Genomic DNA, 16130 nt, shown 5'->3' with positions numbered 1-16130 from the left:
GAAGAAGCCTCCAATCTGAACCGCACTTGAGGTCAAGCCCTGTCCCGGCCCTGCGAGGTCAGACCATAAAGAACAAGCTGACGCCCCGGCGTGGATCCGTGAGATCGAGGCCGTGGCCCTGCTGCGGCAGGTCCTGGTGCAGACCTACATCATTCGCAGCGACGCCCGGGGACGGCAGGTGATCAGGAAGCGGGACGCCGACGACGGCGTCCCGCCCGGTCAACTCCGCCTGGCCTCCCCCTACGACGCGGACGCACGCTGGGCGGTCAAGGGTGACGGTCTCTTCTGGTGCGGCTACAAGATCCATCTCACGGAAACCTGCACCACACTCACCGACACCAACACCGACGCGGACGCCGGGGCAGGGGTGATGCCGAACCTGATCACCGATGTGCACACCACCGACGCGACGGTGCCGGACGTGCAGGCGACCGCGCCCCGATCCAGCACAAGCTCACCGAGCACGGGGTGAAGCCGGCCGAGCACCACCTCGACTCCGGATACCCGTCGGCCGACCTGATCACCAAGGCCATGAAGCAGGGCGTCCAGATGGTCACCCCGGTCCTCCTGGACCGCTCTGCGCAGGCCAAGGCCGACGCAGGCTTCGACAAGAGCGCCTTCACCATCAACTGGAAGACTCGCCAGGTCCGCTGCCCCGCCGGCCGGACCAGTTCCCACTGGAACCCCGTCAAGCAGCATGGCAAGGACGCCATCGTGATCACCTTCAGCGTCCTGACCTGCCGCGAGTGACCTTTCCAGCAGCAGTGCACCGCCTCGAAACCCGGACGCCGCATGCTCACCCTGCGGCCCGCGGAACTCCACGAGAACCTCGCCCGGGCCCGCGCCGAACAGAAGACCGACACCTGGAAGAACAAGTACACCCTCCGCGTCGGCGTCGAGGGAACCATCAATCAGGCCCTCGACATCACCGGCATCCGCCGGGCCCGCTACCGCGGCCTGGCGAAAGTCCGCCTCCAACACGCCTTCTCCGCCACCGCACTCAACATCGTCAGACTCGACGCCCACTGGACCACCGGCCCCCTCGATCGCACCCGCCGCAGCAGCAGGCTCGAACGACTCAGCTACCGACTCTCCGCCTGAACGAACTACGCAGCAGAGTCGTCAACAGACTCAAAACGCTGAAGCGGCAGATGTACAACCGCGCCGGACTCCCACTGCTGCGCAAGCGAGTCCTTCTCGCATGATCGCGATGACGCTCTGTCACGCTCCACGAAAATCTTGCCTGAACCTTGAAAATCCCCACCCTGGACTCAGGCACGGAACGGACCTGCTCGCCTCGTATCCCCACTCGCTGCTCGCGGGCAGGTCGCGTTCGGCCTCGCTCGTCTGAGCCCCATCCGACCGGCCGGGGGGACGCCTTGCCCGGCCGTGCTGGACGCAGCCACCATCGTCTGCCGCCTCGGCAGGACAGCGGCACAAGGTCTGAAAGCTCGCCCCGACCGACGCTCTCTTGTCAGGTCCAACGGCGTTGCGGCGATGGTTGGTTCCCGATAGGAATGTGACGTTCCGCCCAGCCCGATGACCTGTCGCAGTCCACCGTGACGGCCCCATACTCCGGGACCTGACGAATCGACGGGTGAGGGAGCACGGTGAGCGCAACAGCGGCAGCAGGGACCTGGAAGCTCGGGGACCTGGAGGTGAATCGCATCGGCTACGGCGCGATGCGGCTGACGGGCAACGGCGTGATGGGCAACTCCGACGGCGCGCCGATCGACCGCGATGTCGCCGTCGGCCTGCTGCACAGCGCGTTCGAGCAGGGGGTCAACCACATCGACACGGCCGCCTTCTACTTCTCACCACTGCGGTCCGCGAACGAGCTCATCAACCGCGCCCTCTCGTCCTGGTCCGGCGATGTGGTCGTGGTGACCAAGGTCGGCCCGGGGCGTGATCCCTCCGGCGAGTGGCTCGACATGGTCCGCCCCGACCAGTTGCGTGGCCAGGTGGAGGAGAACCTGCGCCAGCTCGGCCGGGACTGCCTGGACGTGGTGAACCTGCGCGCCGGCGGCCCCCGCACGGCCTCGCTCGCCGAGCACTTCGGCGCCCTCGCTGAGCTGCGCGAGGCCGGCTTGGTCCAGCACCTCGGGCTCTCCGGTGTCCTGCCTGAGCACGTGGCCGAGGCCCAGAAGATCGCGCCCGTGGTCTGCGTGCAGAACTCCTACGGCCTGGACTGGCGCCGTGCCGACGAGAGCGGGCTGGTGGACCTGTGCGGGGAGCAGGGCATCGCCTTCGTCCCGTTCTTCGCAGTCTCCGGCCTGCGGCGCGAGGCAGCCGCAGGCCAGGAGCACGACACGCGGGTGCGCTCCGTCGCTCACGCCCACGACGCCACGCCGGCCCAGGTACGGCTCGCCTGGACCCTCCACCGCGGTCCGCACGTGCTGGCTATTCCCGGTACCACGAACCCGGCACACCTCGCGGAGAACATCGCCGCCGGAAGCCTGCGCCTGACCGAAGAGGAATTGACTCTCCTCAACAAACCGGACGAGGGCACCGTCCGAGACTCTGCTCGCGATGCTCGGTGAACTTCCCCAGTCCGTTGAAGAACGGCGCACGCCGTTGCTGCAGCGGGTGGTCGAGGCGGCGGGGGTGCTGCTGGCGGGCTGGGGTAGGGCCCGGATGCTGCGGGTCCTGAACGTCACGCTCTCGCGGTGCACAAAGCTCCAGCAGGCGCTACTCGACCAGGTTCTGGATGCCGACCACCGAGATCAGCTCCAGCTTCTCGGCGGCCTCGGTGCCCGGCTCGGCCGAGTAGACGAGGATGTACAGGCCGCTCTCCTCCAGCCGGAGCAGGTCGCAGTCCAGCGTCAGCAGGCCCACCTGCGGATGCTCGATCGTCTTGTGCCAGGCTTCGAGCCGTCCCACGGCACCCGCGTCCCACAGCTCGGCGAACCGCTCGCTGTCGGTACGCAACTCCGCAATCAGGCGCCGCAGTTGGCGGTCCGCCGGATAGCGGGTGGCGGTCCTCCGCAGCTGGGAGACCATGCCGGCCTCGCAGGCACTCCGTTCCTCGGGCGTATGACGCACCCGGGTCGGCACCCCCATGAAGGTGCTCCACGCGTCGTTGCGTTCCATGCCGCGCAGGCCGGACGGGTCGCCCATCAGCGCCGCGTACATCGAGTTGGCCAGCAGCAGCGTCATGGCCGCGTCGGAGACCGCGACAGGTGCGTCGACGAGCCGGTCCAGCAGCCGCTGGACGCTGGGCGTGATGTGCCCGGGCACCATGTCGGGACCGGGCGGAATCAGCCCCGCCAGCCCGAACAGGTACGCCCGCTCGTCCCCCGACAGCCGCAGCGCACGGGCCAGCGCCTCGACGACCTGCCCGGAGGGGTTGGCCGCCCGGCCCTGTTCGAGGCGCGTGATGTAGTCGGCCGAGATCCCGGCCAGCAGGGCCAGCTCCTCGCGCCGCAGACCGACCGCGCGCCGGTGTCCACCGGAGGGCAGGCCCGCCGCGTGCGGGGCGGCCCGGTCGCGCCAGCGCCGCAGTGACTGTCCGAGTTCCGTCGCGGTCATGCGCCCAGTGAACACCGCCGGCCGCGCATGTGCCTGGTACTCGCAGTCCCAGGAAGAAGGGTCTTCTGGCTGATCGTGCCGCGGCGCCGGAGGCTGGACGCATGACGACAACACTGATCACCGGAGCCAACAAGGGCCTCGGCCACGAGACCGCCCGCCGACTCATCGCCGCAGGTCACACCGTCTATGTGGGTGCTCGCGACGCCGAGCGCGGACGCCGGGCCGCTGAGCAGCTGGGCGCACGGTTCGTCCTCCTCGACGTCACCGACGACGCCACGGTCGAGGCCGCGGCCAAGACCGTCGAGGCCGACGGCGGCCTCGACGTACTGATCAACAACGCCGGAATCGCGAGCAGGGCCGACGCCCACAGTGTGCCCACCGCGGCGACCGTGACCGCCGACCAGATGCGGAACACCTTCGAGACGAACGTCTTCGGCGTCGTCCGCGTCACCCACGCCGTCCTGCCCCTGCTGCGGCGCTCGGCCGCACCGGTCGTGGTCAACGTCACCGGCGGCCTCGCCTCGCTGACCAACCTCTCCGACCCCGAGCATCCCACGCACTTCTACCCGGGCATCGCCTATCCGGCGTCCAAGACCGCGGTCAACATGCTCACCGTGCAGTACGCGAAGGCATTCCCGGACATGCGGATCAACTCCGTCGAGCCCGGCTTCATCAAGACGGACCTCAACGACAACACCGGCACGCAGACCGTCGAGCAGGGCGCCGAGATCATCGTCCGCATGGCGCAGATCGGTCCCGACGGCCCGACCGGTGGCTACTTCGACGCCGACGGTCCGCTGCCCTGGTGAGTCACAGCTGCACCAGCCGGGGCAGCTCCCGTGCACTGCCCAGTAGTCCGTCCAGGACGACGGCCCGGCGCAGGTGCCGGTGCCGCGGGTGTTCAGCGGTGAACCCGATCCCGCCCAGCGCCTGCTGGCAGTGCCGGGCCGCGTCAACGCCGCCTGACCGGCCGCCGCTTTGGTCGGCAGGGAGCCCCGGGCCGTCCTCACCGGAGGACGGCGGGCGCCACCCTGCTGGCGAACACCTCGCCACCCACGATCTGCACCACGGGGGCCGCATTCTCTCGTCGGCGAGCGCGAGGCTGCTCTTGCCTGCGAAGCGGGGTGGTGCGCGGGTCGAGAGCGCCGTAGACAAACCAGGTATCCGCTGGGGGCGATGCCCTGAGCGAGGGTTTCGACGCCGGGGCCTGCGATCGGGTCGAAGGCCAGGCGCACACCCTTACCGCCGGTGAAGTCGGCGAGCACGCTGTGGTGAAAGCCGGAATCGTCCAGTTCGATGGCCAGGGCGTACTTGAAGTCGATGCGGCAGTGCACCGCCTCGGCGGCCTGTCGGTCCGACAGGCCGAGCAGGGATTGCAGAGGCAGACGGTGGCCAGCTGAGCAGGCGAGAGACCGGGTCGGCCGTCACGCGGGTACCGGTCGGCGAAGTCCTCGTCGTGCCACAGCCCGTCGAGGCGGTTTCTCACCCGCATCGCCGTCGTGCCCTTCGGGTTGCTCGCCCGAGCAGCCTGCACGGTCAGGAGGGATCTGCTCACCGGGACGGGGGCGGACGGACAACGTGCACCTCACCAGCTGGGTCGAACTGCACCACGGCAGTGAGCCTGCCTGCTGATCATGCACCTGCACCGGGAAACCTCAAGATTCCCGACGGAGTCAAGCTAAGCCTCGGACGGTGCCGGCGGCGTGGCGGAGGAGGGTTCCTCCTGCGCGTCCTTGGGATCCGGCAGGACGATGCCACGTCGGGCCAACCACTGCTCACCCCAGTTGCTGAGTCCGATCAGCAGCGGCTCCATCGAGCGTGCCTCCTCGGTCAAGGCGTACTCCACCTTGGGCGGGACGACCGGGTAGACAGTTCGCTGCACCAGACCGTCCTCCTCCAGCTCACGCAGTTGCTTGGTCATCAGGCGCGGAGCGATGCCGGGCACCTGGCGATGCAGCTCGTTGAACCGCATGGTCCCCTCGAGCAGATGGAAAAGGATCACACCTTTCCACTTCCCGCCGATGATCTTGACTGTTGCTTCCATCGCGCAGCCTGGCAGGTCGTCAAACGATCGCGTCCGCGGCATGGGGCACCTCCGAGTCGTGCTGCCTTGTCAAGTATCTCGTACCCGGGGGGCATCCCCTCCGGGCACAGGGCCGGTCCGCCGCCCGGTGCCGGGAGCGCTTCAGCCGCCCCGGCCTCGGGCGGCCGCAACGAGTTCGGTGTCCTTGCCCCGGGGTGGTTGCGGGACCAGGGCAGAACGGTTAGGAGACCGTGGCGTCCATCGGCGCGGCGGGCAGCGGGGGCTGCGAGCGCTGCCAGGCCGACCCGTAGCGGGTGTACTGCAACGGGACCTCGATGGCGGCGCACAGTTCGTCCGCCGCGGTCCGGGCCCAGAAGGGGTCCTTCAGCATCTCCCGGCCGACCAGCACGATGTCGGCGCGGTCGTTTTGCAGGATCTCCTCGGCCTGGCGGCCGCTCTCGATCAGGCCGACAGCACCGGTCTTGATTCCCACCTCCCTGCGAATCAGATCCGCGGCGGGCACCTGGTAGTTCGGGTAGGACTGCACCTTCACTGGGGCGATGCCGCCGGATGAGGCGTCGATCAGGTCGACGCCCTGCTCCTTCATCCACCTGCCGTAGGTGACGAAGTCCTCCGGAACGTTCCCGCCCTCCGCGTAGTCGGTCGAGGAGATGCGGACGAATAGCGGACCGTCCCACTCGCCGCGCACCGCGTCGATGGTCTCCCGCACGATCCTGTAGCGGTTCTCCCGGCTGCCTCCGTACTCGTCCGTGCGGTGGTTGGCCAGGGGTGAGAGGAACTCGTTGAGCAGGAAGCCGTGCGCCGTGTGCACCTCGAGCACATCGAATCCGGCGGCCTTCGCCCGTGCCGCCGCAGTCCGGAACGCCTCGATGACCTCCTTGATGTCCCCCACGCCAAGCTCCTGGGGAACGCGTGAACCGTCGCTGAAGGGAATGGGGGAAGGGGCCACCGCGGTCTCGGACTCCACGCCGAGCTGCCGTCCCGCGTGGCCGATCTGGGCGCCGGCCCTGGCGCCGAAACGATGGATCACCTCGACGATGCCCGACAGGCCTGCGACGTGGTCGTCGCTCCAGATGCCGAGGTCGCCCGGGCCGATCTGCCCGTTGGGCAGTACCGCCGCCGTCTCCAGCATCACGAGGCCGGCCCCGCCCAGTGCACGCGCGCCGTAGTGCACCGTGTGGAAGCCGGTGGCGCGCCCCTGGGCGTCCGCGGAGTGCATGCACATAGGGGACATGGCGACCCGGTTCCGGAAGGTGACGTCGCGGATCGTGAGCGGGTCAAAAAGGTGTGCGGACACGAAAGATCATCCCTGTCGTTCAGTGGGGTTCTTGTCGCTTCCGACCGTAGAAGAAGCATGCCGAGTGCAACAGTATGCACTTTAAAGTCCCATATAGACAAAAAGGGAAGTGTGCTGGTCGGGCGCGGATGAGTCGTGCCATCGGCGCCTCCTGCGGCCGTCCGGCGCCGCGCGGGGGTGCCGGGTCCGCCAGTCGACATGCAGCTTCGACGTCTGTCAAAATTTGAGTATCGTCAAAATCCGAGGGGCTCACATCTATCCCTCCCAAGGAGATCATTCATCCTGAATTGCCTGGTCAGGTTCCTTGTGTGAGTCGTGGCCGGGGTGCTTGTCCTGGCTGGAGGTCTGATCGTCGGGCAAGACCATCTGTCACCGTTGGACCTCGGTGTTCGCCAGGACTGTGCGACATCCCGTGGGTTCCCGTGGTTCTTGCCGAAACCTGGGCCCCTGGCCTGGGGCGTCTCTCTCGTTCGCGTGATCGGCCGGTCAGTGACGCGACTTCGGGATTCCTGAAACTCCTCGTCCGATCTGATCAGTCTGCAGTCTGGTCGAAGGCGGGGAGGCGCATGCTGTCGACGCTGGCGGTGGTGAGAAAACTCGGCAGAGTTCTTGAGAACTCACGGGATGTCGCACTGAGGCGCTTGAGTCTCCAGCCGCCGGAGGGTTCAGGATCTTACTCATGGACGACGAACGCCCCGACGTGCTCACCATTGGCCGACTCGCGCACCGCACCGGACTTCCGGTACGTACCCTGCGCTTCTGGTCGGACGAGGGGGCGGTGCCGCCTGTGGGTCGTTCCGCGGGCGGCTACCGGTTGTACGACACCGAGTCCGTGGCCCGCGTCGAGCTGGTCCGCACCCTGCGGGAGCTGGGCCTCGGGCTCGACGACGTGTGCCGTGTCCTGAGCGGCCGCACCACGGTCGCCGGGGTCGCCGACGCGCATGTGGCCGCGCTCGACGCGCAGATCCGCTCCCTCAAGGTGAGCCGGGCCGTCCTGTCCACCGTTGCGAAACGTGGTTCGACCGTTGAGGAGACAGCACTGATGAACCGGTTGGCGCGGCTTTCCGCCGCGGAGCGCAAGCAGATCATCGACGAGTTCAAGGAGGAGGTGTTCGGCGGCCTCGACGACCCGCGCCTGCGCGACCGCATGCGCGCCTTCAGCATCGATTTGCCCGACGATCCCACACCTGAGCAGGTCGACGCCTGGATCGAATTGGCCGAACTGGTTCGGGACCCCGAGTTCCGCGCCCGGTTGCGCACATGGATGGAGCTCAACACGCCCGTACCGGGGCAGGGCCGTCCCCCCGGGGCGTCCATCTGGTGGGCCAGGCAGATCGTGCAGACCGTCGCGGAGGTCAGAAAAGGCGGAGTCGCTCCCGAGGGGCCGGCAGCGGCCGAGGTGCTGTCCGAGCTGTTCGGTGACGCCGATCGGGCCGCCGTGCTGCGCAGCCTGGAGGCCGGGATCGAGGCAGGAGCGGAGCACTACCGCAGGCTCGTCGCCCGTGTGCGCGGGCAGAATTCGTCGCCCGACGCGACCGAGGAGCTGGAATGGCTGGCGCGGGCCCTGCGCGCCGCGGATCAGACCTGACCTGGTGCTCGACCTCGGCACGGGGCAGGCCGCCGACCTTTGCGGTGCCGCTCGACCGGGACGAGCTGATCGCCTACGGGCCGCGGCTGTCCGACAACGGCGCCACCCGGCTGGGGACGGCGGCGTTGGTCCGGAGGTAGGACCCGGACACGGCACGCGCCATCCCGACCCCGGACCGGTACGCCGACTCCGGGTGCACAACTGGCAGTTCGGCAGGCGGCCGTGATGACCGAGGACATCCAGGCCGACGTCACCGCCGAGACCCTTCGGATCGCTCAGCATCCTCGTGTTTCACCCGAACCCACGGATGCGTCGGCCTGACGCACACCGATGGACCCGTGGGTTCGCGCTGAAGGACCTCCGGTTTCCCTATACCCACGGGGATCGAGGCCCCCGTCTCCTGTCCCTGACCCACGGTGCAAAGTAGCGACCGGGGTCATGCGCTTGTCGAGACCACGGCCTGCTCGTCATGTTCGCGGAGCATCCGCATGACGGTCGCCGGTGACGGGTGCCGACTCTTCTTCGCGCCGGTCGTGATGACGGCCTCTTGGCGATGTCGCGCAGGCTCATCTCCTGCTCGCGCAGGTGGAGGGCCATGGACAGCATGGACTCGTCGGTGACGCCCGCGCCGCCGATGGTTTTGCCGCGCTTGCGGGAGGACTCGTGGCCTTCGAGGGTACGGTCGCGGATGTACTCGCGCTCCATGCCGGACATCGCCGCCAGCACGGTGAACACGATGCCGGAGGGGTCGTGTGAGCCCCTCAGTTCGCCGGTGAGGAACTCCAGGCCGACGTCGCTCGCCTTCAGCTCCTCGGCGAGGACGGCAAGTTCGATGCCACGGCCGAGCCGCTTGTGCTCGTGGACGACGAGGGTCACGGCGACGCCGGAGGAGCGGATCTCCCCGGCGAGCTTCACAGCACCTTCCAGTTCGGGGCGTCGGGTGGCGCGGGTGGAGATCTTCTCCGAAAAGACCCGGGTCACCCCAGCCGGGCGAGGGAGTCGAGTTGTGCGTCCAGGGACTGCCGGGCGGTCGAGGCACGGGCGTATCCGAGGCGGACGTGCCCGACCGGCTCGGCGCCGGCGTTCGCGGGCCGGGGCAGCTCGGTCCGTACTGACCCCGCCTTGCGTCCGGCGGGGGTCGGGACGCTGAGCTTCGTGGCGAGTTGGGGCACGAGGCGGAAGCGGGCGGTGTGGTATTGGATGGCCACCTTGCCCGTGCCGGTCCGGCACGGGGAGCCCGCGGGGGCGGCGCAGGTGGACGTCGGGCAGTCGTGCGATTCCACGCGCTTGAAGTCGTCAATCACGCCCCAACCTGATTTATGAGGGTGTTTCAGGCGTCTCACTGTTTGCGACTACTCATGAAACATGATCACCGCAGGTGGAGCGCCACGCGGGTGGGTGTTTCATGAGCGACCACCTGCGAAAAAGGGGCTGCCCGATAGGATATGCGGGCAGCCCCTCCGAAAGCCCTCCACCGACCACAGTAGCTGTCAGGTGGCGAACACTTGGGAGTCGTCGGTGAACGCCTTGAACTCCTGCGCGTTGCCGGCCGGGTCCAGCAGGAGCATCGTCCACTGCTCGCCGGTTTCGCTCACGCTCTGACGGACTGCGGCGGGTGTGTTGCCGGCCTGGACGGTTCCTTCCCGGCAGCCTCAAGGTCAACTCACGCCACACGTCCACCGCGAGGCGGGAAGCTCATGCACGCCCGGCCGTGTGCGCAGCTACGATTTCGGCGCGTCGTTGGTGTGGTAGATCTTGCTGACAATGGTCCACGTGCCATCGACTTTCAGCAGGTTGAAGTAGTCGGTGAAGCACAGGCCGGAGACATCGTTGGTATCAACACGTGCGTTGGCTGCAGTGCCGGTCACGTTGATGTAGGCGATCACGGCGCGGCCTTCCGGCGAGGGGCGGAAATCCCTGTCGATCCCCTGGTAGAGGGCCGTGATCGCGCCGCCGGAGAGCTTGCCATTCTCCACGCCGAAGATCGTCGCCTCTTCGGCGAAAGCGGGCTTCATGATCGAGCTGTCGGCCTTGGCGACGCCCTGGTTGTACTTTTCCAGTACTTCGGTGATTGCGATGTGGTCGGCGACATAGGTCGGTTTCGACATGTTGTGTCTCTCATTCTGAGGTTGCGGCGCGCTTGCGCCGGGTTGGTTGAGACGTGGATCAGTGGCAGCGGCGGCCTCTTGACCGAGACCCGTACTCCGCCTGTCCAGGTCGTTGAGCCACCAGCCCCTTGATAGCTGGGGTACCTGCCGGTTCACGGCCGGGGCGCGCCGCAGGGCCTTGGCGTCATGGCGTGGCGAACACTTGGGCGTCGTCGGCGAACGCCTTGAACTCCAGGGCGTTGCCGGCCGGGTCGAGCAGGAACATCGTCCACTGCTCGCCGGTTTCGCCTGCGAAGCGCACGTAGGGCTCGATGACGAAGGTGGTGTCCGCGGCGCGCAGCCGGTGGGCGAGCCGGTGGAAGGCGTCGATGGTCAGGATCAGTCCGAAGTGCGGGACGGGGACGTCGTGGCCGTCGACCGGGTTGTGTATCTGTTCGGTGCGGGCCGGGGCGAGGTGGGTGACGAATTGGTGGCCGTGCAGGTTCCAGTCCACCCAGGTGTCGGCGCTGCGGCCCTGCTCCAGGCCGAGCGTCTCGCCGTAGAAGCGGCGGGCGGCGTCCAGGTCGTCGACCGGGACGGCGAGGTGGAAGCGGGGGATGGGGGAGGCGAGACCGGACATGGGCCTGGGGTTCCTTCCGTGCGGCGTGGAGTGCCTGGCGCTTACCAGTTCTGGTGGGTGGGGGAAATGATCAGGTCGTTGACGGTGACGTCGGCGGGCTGGTCGAGGGCGTAGACGACGGCGTCGGCGACGCTTTGCGGGCTGATGGCGATGGCGTTCAGTTCCTGGGCGGCCCTGCGGCCTGCGGGGTCGGTGACCTTGTCGGCCCAGCCGGTGTCGATGGCGCCGGGGCTGATGGTGGAGGCCTTGATGCCTTCGCGGACGCCGAGTTCCCTGCGCATGGACTCGGTCATGGCCTGGACGAAGAACTTGGTGGAGCCGTAGACACCGGCGCCGTCGCCGACCTGGTGGCCGGCGACCGAGTCCATGTTGAGGATGTGGCCGGATTCCTGACGGAGCATGACCGGAAGGACGGCGTGGACGCCGTTGAGGTAGCCGCGAATGTTCACGTCGATCATCCGGTTCCAGTCGTCGATCGCGCCGTCCTTCCAGAAGGAGAACAGCATCAGACCGGCGTTGTTGACCAGCGCATCGATCCGGCCGAAGCGTTCGACAGCGAAGTCGGCCAACGCCTGCATGTCCGCGGCGTCGGCGACATCGGTGAGCCTGGCGACGGCGGTGCCGCCGGTCTTGTCGATGTCGGCGACCAGCTGGTCGAGGTCCTCCTGGCCGCGGGCGGCGGCGACGATCTTGGCGCCGCGGGCGGCGGGAGCCCTGGCGCTGACGGCGCCGATACCGGAGGAGGCACCGGTGATGACGACGACCTTGTCCTGAAGGTGGTCCATGGGGTCTCCCGGTGAGATGGCTCGGCACGCTGCTGTCTTGTCAGGGCTTGCGGCGCTTGACGACGTAGGCGTACTGGTCGGGCCAGGTCGGCTCGGCGTCGAGCGCGAGGGCGGCGTGCTGTGGCCAGTAGGGGTTGCGCAGGAGTTCACGGCCGAGGAGGACCGCGTCGGCCTGCCCGCTGGTGAGGATGTCCTCGGCCTGCTGCGGCTCGGTGATGATGCCGACGGCGCCGGTGCGGATGCCGGTGGCCTGGCGTGCCTGGGCGGCGAAGGGGACCTGGTAGTTGGGTCCGGCGACGATCTTGGCGTCGGGGACCATGCCGCCGGTGGACACGTCGAGCAGGTCGACGCCGTGGGCCTGGAGTTCCTTGGCGAGGCGGACGGTGTCGTCCCCGGTCCAGCCCTCGCGCTGGTCCTCGGGATTCTCGGTCAGCCAGTCGGTGGCCGAGGTGCGGAAGAAGACCGGCAGGTCCTCGGGCCACACCGCGCGGACGGCGTCGACGACCTCCAGGGCGAAGCGGAGGCGGTTCTCGAAGCTGCCGCCGTAGGCGTCGGTGCGGTGGTTGGACGCCGGGGAGAGGAAGGAGTTGATCAGGAAGCCGTGGGCGCCGTGCACCTCGACGACCTGGAAGCCCGCGGCAAGCGCGCGCCGCGCGGAGTCCGCGAAGTCCCGGACAAGCTGCTGGATCTCCTCCACGGTCAGCTCGTGCGGTACGGGCAGTCCGCCGAACGCGATGGCGCTGGGGGCGACGGGCTGCCAGCCGCCCTCGGCCTCGGGCACGTACCGGTCGGAGAGCCAGGGCTTGTCCATCGACGTCTTGCGGCCGGCGTGGGCGAGCTGGATGGCCGGGACGGCGCCGTGCGCCTTGACGGCCGCGGTGATACGGGTGAACGCCTCCTGCTGGCGGTCGTTCCACAGGCCCAGGTCCCAGGGGCTGATGCGCCCGTCGGGGCGCACACCGGTGGCCTCGGCCATCACCAGGCCCGCACCGCCGGCGGCACGGGAGGCCAGGTGGGTGAGGTGGAAGTCGGTCGGCACACCGGTGTCCGGACCTTCGGAGGCCGCGCAGTACATGCACATCGGCGACATCCACACCCGGTTGGGTATCGACAGGGAACGCAAGGTCAGGGGGGTGAACAGGGAACTCATCGAGGGCACTTCTTCCGTGGGCCGTGATTCGGCAGGTCGGTTGCCGTCCGGTGTCAGGCGATGATCGTGTGGAGGCCTGCGAGGGCAGGGGCGTAGGCCGCTTCGATGACTGCGGTGGCGTCCTGGGCGGTGGTGCCCTCGGCCGGATCGAAGGTGGCGTGCCAGCTGAGGAAGGCGCCGCCGGTGTCGGCGACGGGCTGGACGTGCAGCGTCGAGCGGTAGCCGCGGACCGGCAGCGGTGCCTCGACGATCTCGTAGCTCAGCTTCCGGTCGGCGTCGTCCAGCGCCACGAGCCGTTCCCGGTAGATGCTGCCGTCCACCCCGGTGAGAAGGCGGACAGCACCGGGGGTGAGCCCGCCCCCGCCCCCGATGATCTCGCTCGCCCGGATGGCTGGATGCCAGTCGGGCAGGCCGTTGAACCGCCGGACGACAGCCCATGTCTGGTCTGCGGAGCTGGTGAAGACTGAGCTCCAGTACGCCCGTGCCATCAGGCGGGCAGACGGGTGTCGATGACGAAGTTGGTCTCGATGAGCTGGCCGGGGAAGAACAGGTGGGCCACGCCGATGGTGCTGCTGGTGGGGTGGTGGTCGCCGAAGTAGGCCAGGTTGGCGGCCGCCATCGCGTTGTTGTACTTCGGCAGGTCAACGATGTACTGGGTCTCGGAGACGACCTGGTTGCGGGTGGCGCCGTAGTGGGCGAGGACCTTCTCGAAGTTGGCGAAGACCTGCTCGCTCTGGGCGTCGAAGTCGCCCGGGTAGAGGAAATTGCCCTCTGCGTCGTGGGAGAGCTGGCCCGAGACGTAGATCGTGTGGTCGACCCTGATGGCCTGGGCGAAGCCGAACTCGCGCTCGCCCGAGACGCCGTGGCTGTAGGAATCGATCGCGGTCATGATGGCTGTCCTTCTCTGGTGGGGGATGCAGGGGCGGGCAGGAGCGCCGCGCTCAGGCGAGGCGGGCGACCGCGTCCGCGACGGGGGTGTCGCCGGAGGTCAGCTCGACGATGACGCGGCTGAGGGCGGGCTCGTGCAGGGCGGCGTCGATGAACGCGGCGACGTCGTCGCGGGGCACGTCGCCGTACTCGACGGCGGGCCCGGCGGTGACCCGCCCGCTACCGGGTCCGTCCAGCAGCGTGCCGGGGCGGACGATCAGCCAGTCCAGGCCCGTGCGGGTGAGACACACGTCCGCGCTCTTCTTGACCTTGACGTAGTGCTCGAAGCCCTCACTGCGCTCGCCGCCGCGCAGGGCGTCGGGGAACACCGAGACCAGGAAGAAGCGCCGGACTCCGGCGGCCTCGGCCGCGGCAGCCGCCTTCTGCAGGCCCTTGCCGTCGATGAGCGTGGTCTTGTCCATACCGGTGCCGTGCGCGCCGGCCGAGAACACCACCGCGTCGTGCCCGGCGAGCTTGACGGCCAGCTCGTCCACCGTGTCGGCGATCAGGTCGCCGGTCACCGGCGTCGCACCGGCCGCACGAATCGAGTCGGCCTGTGCCGGGCTGCGGTGCATGCCGGTCACCTCGTCACCGCGCTCGGACAGCAGGCCGGCGAGCCTCCTACCGACACCTCCGGCGGCACCGATCTGGAACACCTTCATGGAAAACGCCTCTCTCCTGATTGCACGAACGACCGGCAACTCCGGTTGTCGTAATGTTGACATTGCGACAACGGCAGAATGTTAACATCGCGACATGGAGAAAGCGCAACTGACAGGAGATCGCGCGGTGGCCCCCGCCCGCCGCCGCGGACTGGCCGACGAGGTCGCCGACCGGATCCGGGAGGCGATCTTCAGCGGTGCATACGCCCCCGGGGCACCGCTGCGAGAGATCGAGCTCTCCAGCACACTGCAGGTCAGCAGGGGGCCGGTGCGTGAGGCTCTGCGCGTACTGGAGCGCGAGGGGCTCGTGCACTGCGCCTGGCACCGCGGCACCGTGGTCACAACGCTGTCCGCCGAGGATGTCGCCGAGCTCGACAGCCTGCGCGGCGCGCTCGAGGACCTCGCCGTCCAGCAGGTCATCGCGCACGCCTCCGAGGAGGACCTCGCCGCCATCGAGAAGGCGGCCGGCGGGATGGACCGCACGACGGACCCGCACGCCATGGTCCGCCTGGACATCGCCTTCCACGACACCGTCTTCGCCGCCACCGGCCACCAACGTCTCGCCGCGGCCTGGGAGACCATCCGCTGCCAGGTCCACCTGTTCCTGCTGACCCGCATCGGTCTCAGCACCGAGGGCTACCTCGACTGCATCCCCCAGGAACACCATGCACTGGCCGCCGCCCTGCGCGCCCGCGACGCCCGGGCCGCCCTCCCCCTCTTCGCCGCCCACCGCCGCCATGCGGTGGACGTCGTCATCGGCACGTCGAACCCGGCCTGATGACCGGTCCGCCACCGTCTGGGCACCGCCAGCATTGGTGAAGCCCGCTCGCCATCGCCCTCGCCCGGCAGCCATGGGTACTCGGTCATGAAATTCGAGGACCAGGACCCGAACTTCTTCGAGTCCGACGCGCAGGCGGCGCCCCCGCCCTCCCATGGGGTGTCGCGGGCGGCGAAGGTGGCGTTCACCAGCTTCGTCACAGCGGCCCGCAGGCTGTCGACGGTGCTGAAGCGCCGGCGCATGTGCCGCAGCGCCGCCTCAGCCTCACTCTCGCCGCGCCAGCGCCGACAGCCTGTGTCCTCCGCCGAGGTGAGGCGGATCGCGCCGGGGCGGACAGTCCTGCTGACACCCACGCGCACACCATGTACATGGTCTCGCCGTGCTCGCGGCCGGTAGCGGGCGGCGAACAGGCCACGCAGTGGATGCCGCACGCACGGAGCGAGCAGGAACGGGCCGCGCTCGCAGAGTTCCACGCCCATGGCGGGGAACTGGCTGTGCCGGCCGGAGAGTTCGACGAGCTGCTGCTGGCCGACTACATCGTCGGTGTGCCCGATGGACCCGACCGCAAGTCCGGACACACACAAGCACCTCTGACTACTCAACGAAGTGACTGGTGATGGGCCACCACCCCATGGACAAGGGGC

General features: G+C 68.6%; 20 protein-coding genes and 3 pseudogenes. 9 read left to right on the top strand and 14 right to left on the bottom strand.

The genetic code is table 11. The annotated features are described in order from the left end of the window. Positions 1-112: 112 nt before the first annotated feature. The 4 genes and pseudogenes from AWZ10_RS49700 to AWZ10_RS45465 all read left to right on the top strand — a co-directional run bounded on the left by AWZ10_RS49700 (position 113) and on the right by AWZ10_RS45465 (position 2540). A complete protein-coding gene (locus AWZ10_RS49700; RefSeq protein ID WP_078935115.1) occupies positions 113-472 on the top strand; it encodes a hypothetical protein in 360 nt (119 codons plus the stop codon). Next, entirely contained in the window at positions 469-750 is a 282-nt protein-coding gene (locus AWZ10_RS51320; protein ID WP_107417628.1) for a hypothetical protein, read from the top strand. Before AWZ10_RS49700 ends, AWZ10_RS51320 begins: the two co-directional genes overlap by 4 nt. Before the next feature lie 12 nt (positions 751-762). Further along, positions 763-1101: pseudogene (locus AWZ10_RS51315) on the top strand (transposase); the annotation flags it as partial. 509 nt (positions 1102-1610) lie between these two features. After that, positions 1611-2540: an oxidoreductase gene (locus AWZ10_RS45465; protein WP_060894161.1), complete on the top strand. Its 930-nt coding sequence runs from the start codon at positions 1611-1613 to the stop codon at positions 2538-2540. Positions 2541-2688: 148 nt separating this feature from the next. Here AWZ10_RS45465 and AWZ10_RS45460 read toward each other — a convergent pair whose 3' ends face one another. Then, positions 2689-3528, bottom strand: a complete 840-nt coding sequence (locus AWZ10_RS45460) for a helix-turn-helix transcriptional regulator (protein WP_060894160.1) — start codon at positions 3526-3528, stop codon at positions 2689-2691. Positions 3529-3629: 101 nt separating this feature from the next. Here AWZ10_RS45460 and AWZ10_RS45455 point away from each other — a divergent pair, with 101 nt between their 5' ends. Continuing rightward, the gene (locus AWZ10_RS45455; RefSeq protein WP_060894159.1) at positions 3630-4337 is read left to right on the top strand and encodes an SDR family oxidoreductase; all 708 of its coding nucleotides are present in this window, start codon (positions 3630-3632) and stop codon (positions 4335-4337) included. 869 nt (positions 4338-5206) lie between these two features. On the opposite strand, the gene AWZ10_RS45450 is transcribed toward AWZ10_RS45455, so the two are convergent. Both AWZ10_RS45450 and namA read right to left on the bottom strand, forming a co-directional pair. Next, positions 5207-5572 (bottom strand): winged helix-turn-helix transcriptional regulator, encoded by a 366-nt coding sequence (locus tag AWZ10_RS45450; RefSeq protein ID WP_060894158.1) that lies wholly within the window; start codon positions 5570-5572, stop codon positions 5207-5209. A 220-nt stretch (positions 5573-5792) separates the two neighbouring features. Further along, complete coding sequence (gene namA / locus AWZ10_RS45445) at positions 5793-6869, bottom strand: NADPH dehydrogenase NamA (protein WP_046702707.1); 1077 nt, start codon at positions 6867-6869, stop codon at positions 5793-5795. 679 nt (positions 6870-7548) lie between these two features. Between namA and AWZ10_RS45440 the strand changes: the two genes are divergently transcribed. Both AWZ10_RS45440 and AWZ10_RS54920 read left to right on the top strand, forming a co-directional pair. After that, positions 7549-8457 carry a helix-turn-helix domain-containing protein gene (locus tag AWZ10_RS45440; protein WP_060894157.1) on the top strand — a complete coding sequence of 303 codons (909 nt, stop codon included), beginning with the start codon at positions 7549-7551 and terminating at the stop codon, positions 8455-8457. Position 8458: 1 nt separating this feature from the next. Further along, positions 8459-8683, top strand: a pseudogene (locus AWZ10_RS54920) (YciI family protein); the annotation flags it as partial. A gap of 143 nt (positions 8684-8826) precedes the next feature. Here AWZ10_RS54920 and AWZ10_RS54915 read toward each other — a convergent pair. The 10 genes from AWZ10_RS54915 to AWZ10_RS45400 all read right to left on the bottom strand — a co-directional run bounded on the left by AWZ10_RS54915 (position 8827) and on the right by AWZ10_RS45400 (position 14708). Further along, positions 8827-9438: a recombinase family protein gene (locus tag AWZ10_RS54915; RefSeq protein WP_240439458.1), complete on the bottom strand. Its 612-nt coding sequence runs from the start codon at positions 9436-9438 to the stop codon at positions 8827-8829. Then, positions 9435-9761 carry a zinc finger domain-containing protein gene (locus AWZ10_RS54910; protein WP_244172784.1) on the bottom strand — a complete coding sequence of 109 codons (327 nt, stop codon included), beginning with the start codon at positions 9759-9761 and terminating at the stop codon, positions 9435-9437. The genes AWZ10_RS54915 and AWZ10_RS54910 overlap by 4 nt, the downstream gene beginning before the upstream one ends. A 186-nt stretch (positions 9762-9947) precedes the next feature. Further along, the gene (locus AWZ10_RS49680) at positions 9948-10052 is read right to left on the bottom strand and encodes a dioxygenase (RefSeq protein ID WP_199845781.1); all 105 of its coding nucleotides are present in this window, start codon (positions 10050-10052) and stop codon (positions 9948-9950) included. Positions 10053-10178: 126 nt separating this feature from the next. Continuing rightward, positions 10179-10565 (bottom strand): nuclear transport factor 2 family protein, encoded by a 387-nt coding sequence (locus AWZ10_RS45430; RefSeq protein WP_046702709.1) that lies wholly within the window; start codon positions 10563-10565, stop codon positions 10179-10181. 184 nt (positions 10566-10749) lie between these two features. After that, complete coding sequence (locus AWZ10_RS45425) at positions 10750-11184, bottom strand: VOC family protein (protein ID WP_060894156.1); 435 nt, start codon at positions 11182-11184, stop codon at positions 10750-10752. Between the two features lie 41 nt (positions 11185-11225). Beyond that, positions 11226-11969, bottom strand: coding sequence for an SDR family oxidoreductase (locus AWZ10_RS45420; protein WP_060894155.1), 744 nt, complete (start codon positions 11967-11969; stop codon positions 11226-11228). A 40-nt stretch (positions 11970-12009) separates the two neighbouring features. Next, positions 12010-13119 (bottom strand): NADH:flavin oxidoreductase/NADH oxidase, encoded by a 1110-nt coding sequence (locus AWZ10_RS45415; protein WP_060894154.1) that lies wholly within the window; start codon positions 13117-13119, stop codon positions 12010-12012. Positions 13120-13172: 53 nt separating this feature from the next. Next, positions 13173-13607 (bottom strand): SRPBCC family protein, encoded by a 435-nt coding sequence (locus AWZ10_RS45410; RefSeq protein WP_060894153.1) that lies wholly within the window; start codon positions 13605-13607, stop codon positions 13173-13175. Beyond that, positions 13607-14008, bottom strand: a complete 402-nt coding sequence (locus AWZ10_RS45405) for a RidA family protein (protein WP_046702714.1) — start codon at positions 14006-14008, stop codon at positions 13607-13609. The genes AWZ10_RS45410 and AWZ10_RS45405 overlap by 1 nt, the downstream gene beginning before the upstream one ends. 52 nt (positions 14009-14060) lie before the next feature. Next, positions 14061-14708: an NAD(P)H-binding protein gene (locus tag AWZ10_RS45400; protein ID WP_046702715.1), complete on the bottom strand. Its 648-nt coding sequence runs from the start codon at positions 14706-14708 to the stop codon at positions 14061-14063. Between the two features lie 94 nt (positions 14709-14802). Between AWZ10_RS45400 and AWZ10_RS45395 the strand changes: the two genes are divergently transcribed. After that, the gene (locus tag AWZ10_RS45395; RefSeq protein ID WP_060894152.1) at positions 14803-15486 is read left to right on the top strand and encodes a GntR family transcriptional regulator; all 684 of its coding nucleotides are present in this window, start codon (positions 14803-14805) and stop codon (positions 15484-15486) included. An 89-nt stretch (positions 15487-15575) separates the two neighbouring features. On the opposite strand, the pseudogene AWZ10_RS55420 reads toward AWZ10_RS45395, so the two are convergent. Continuing rightward, a pseudogene (locus tag AWZ10_RS55420) lies at positions 15576-15965 on the bottom strand (Tn3 family transposase); the annotation flags it as partial. Between AWZ10_RS55420 and AWZ10_RS52775 the strand changes: the two are divergent. Continuing rightward, positions 15855-16103, top strand: a complete 249-nt coding sequence (locus tag AWZ10_RS52775) for a hypothetical protein (RefSeq protein WP_167366056.1) — start codon at positions 15855-15857, stop codon at positions 16101-16103. The pseudogene AWZ10_RS55420 and the gene AWZ10_RS52775 sit on opposite strands and share 111 nt — an antisense overlap. The last annotated feature ends 27 nt before the right edge of the window (positions 16104-16130 follow it).

It is taken from the genome of Streptomyces europaeiscabiei, from assembly GCF_001550375.1.
GTDB lineage: Bacteria > Actinomycetota > Actinomycetes > Streptomycetales > Streptomycetaceae > Streptomyces > Streptomyces europaeiscabiei.
Note: the sequence above shows the minus strand (reverse complement) of the source record. Positions and strands in the feature narration are given on the sequence as shown.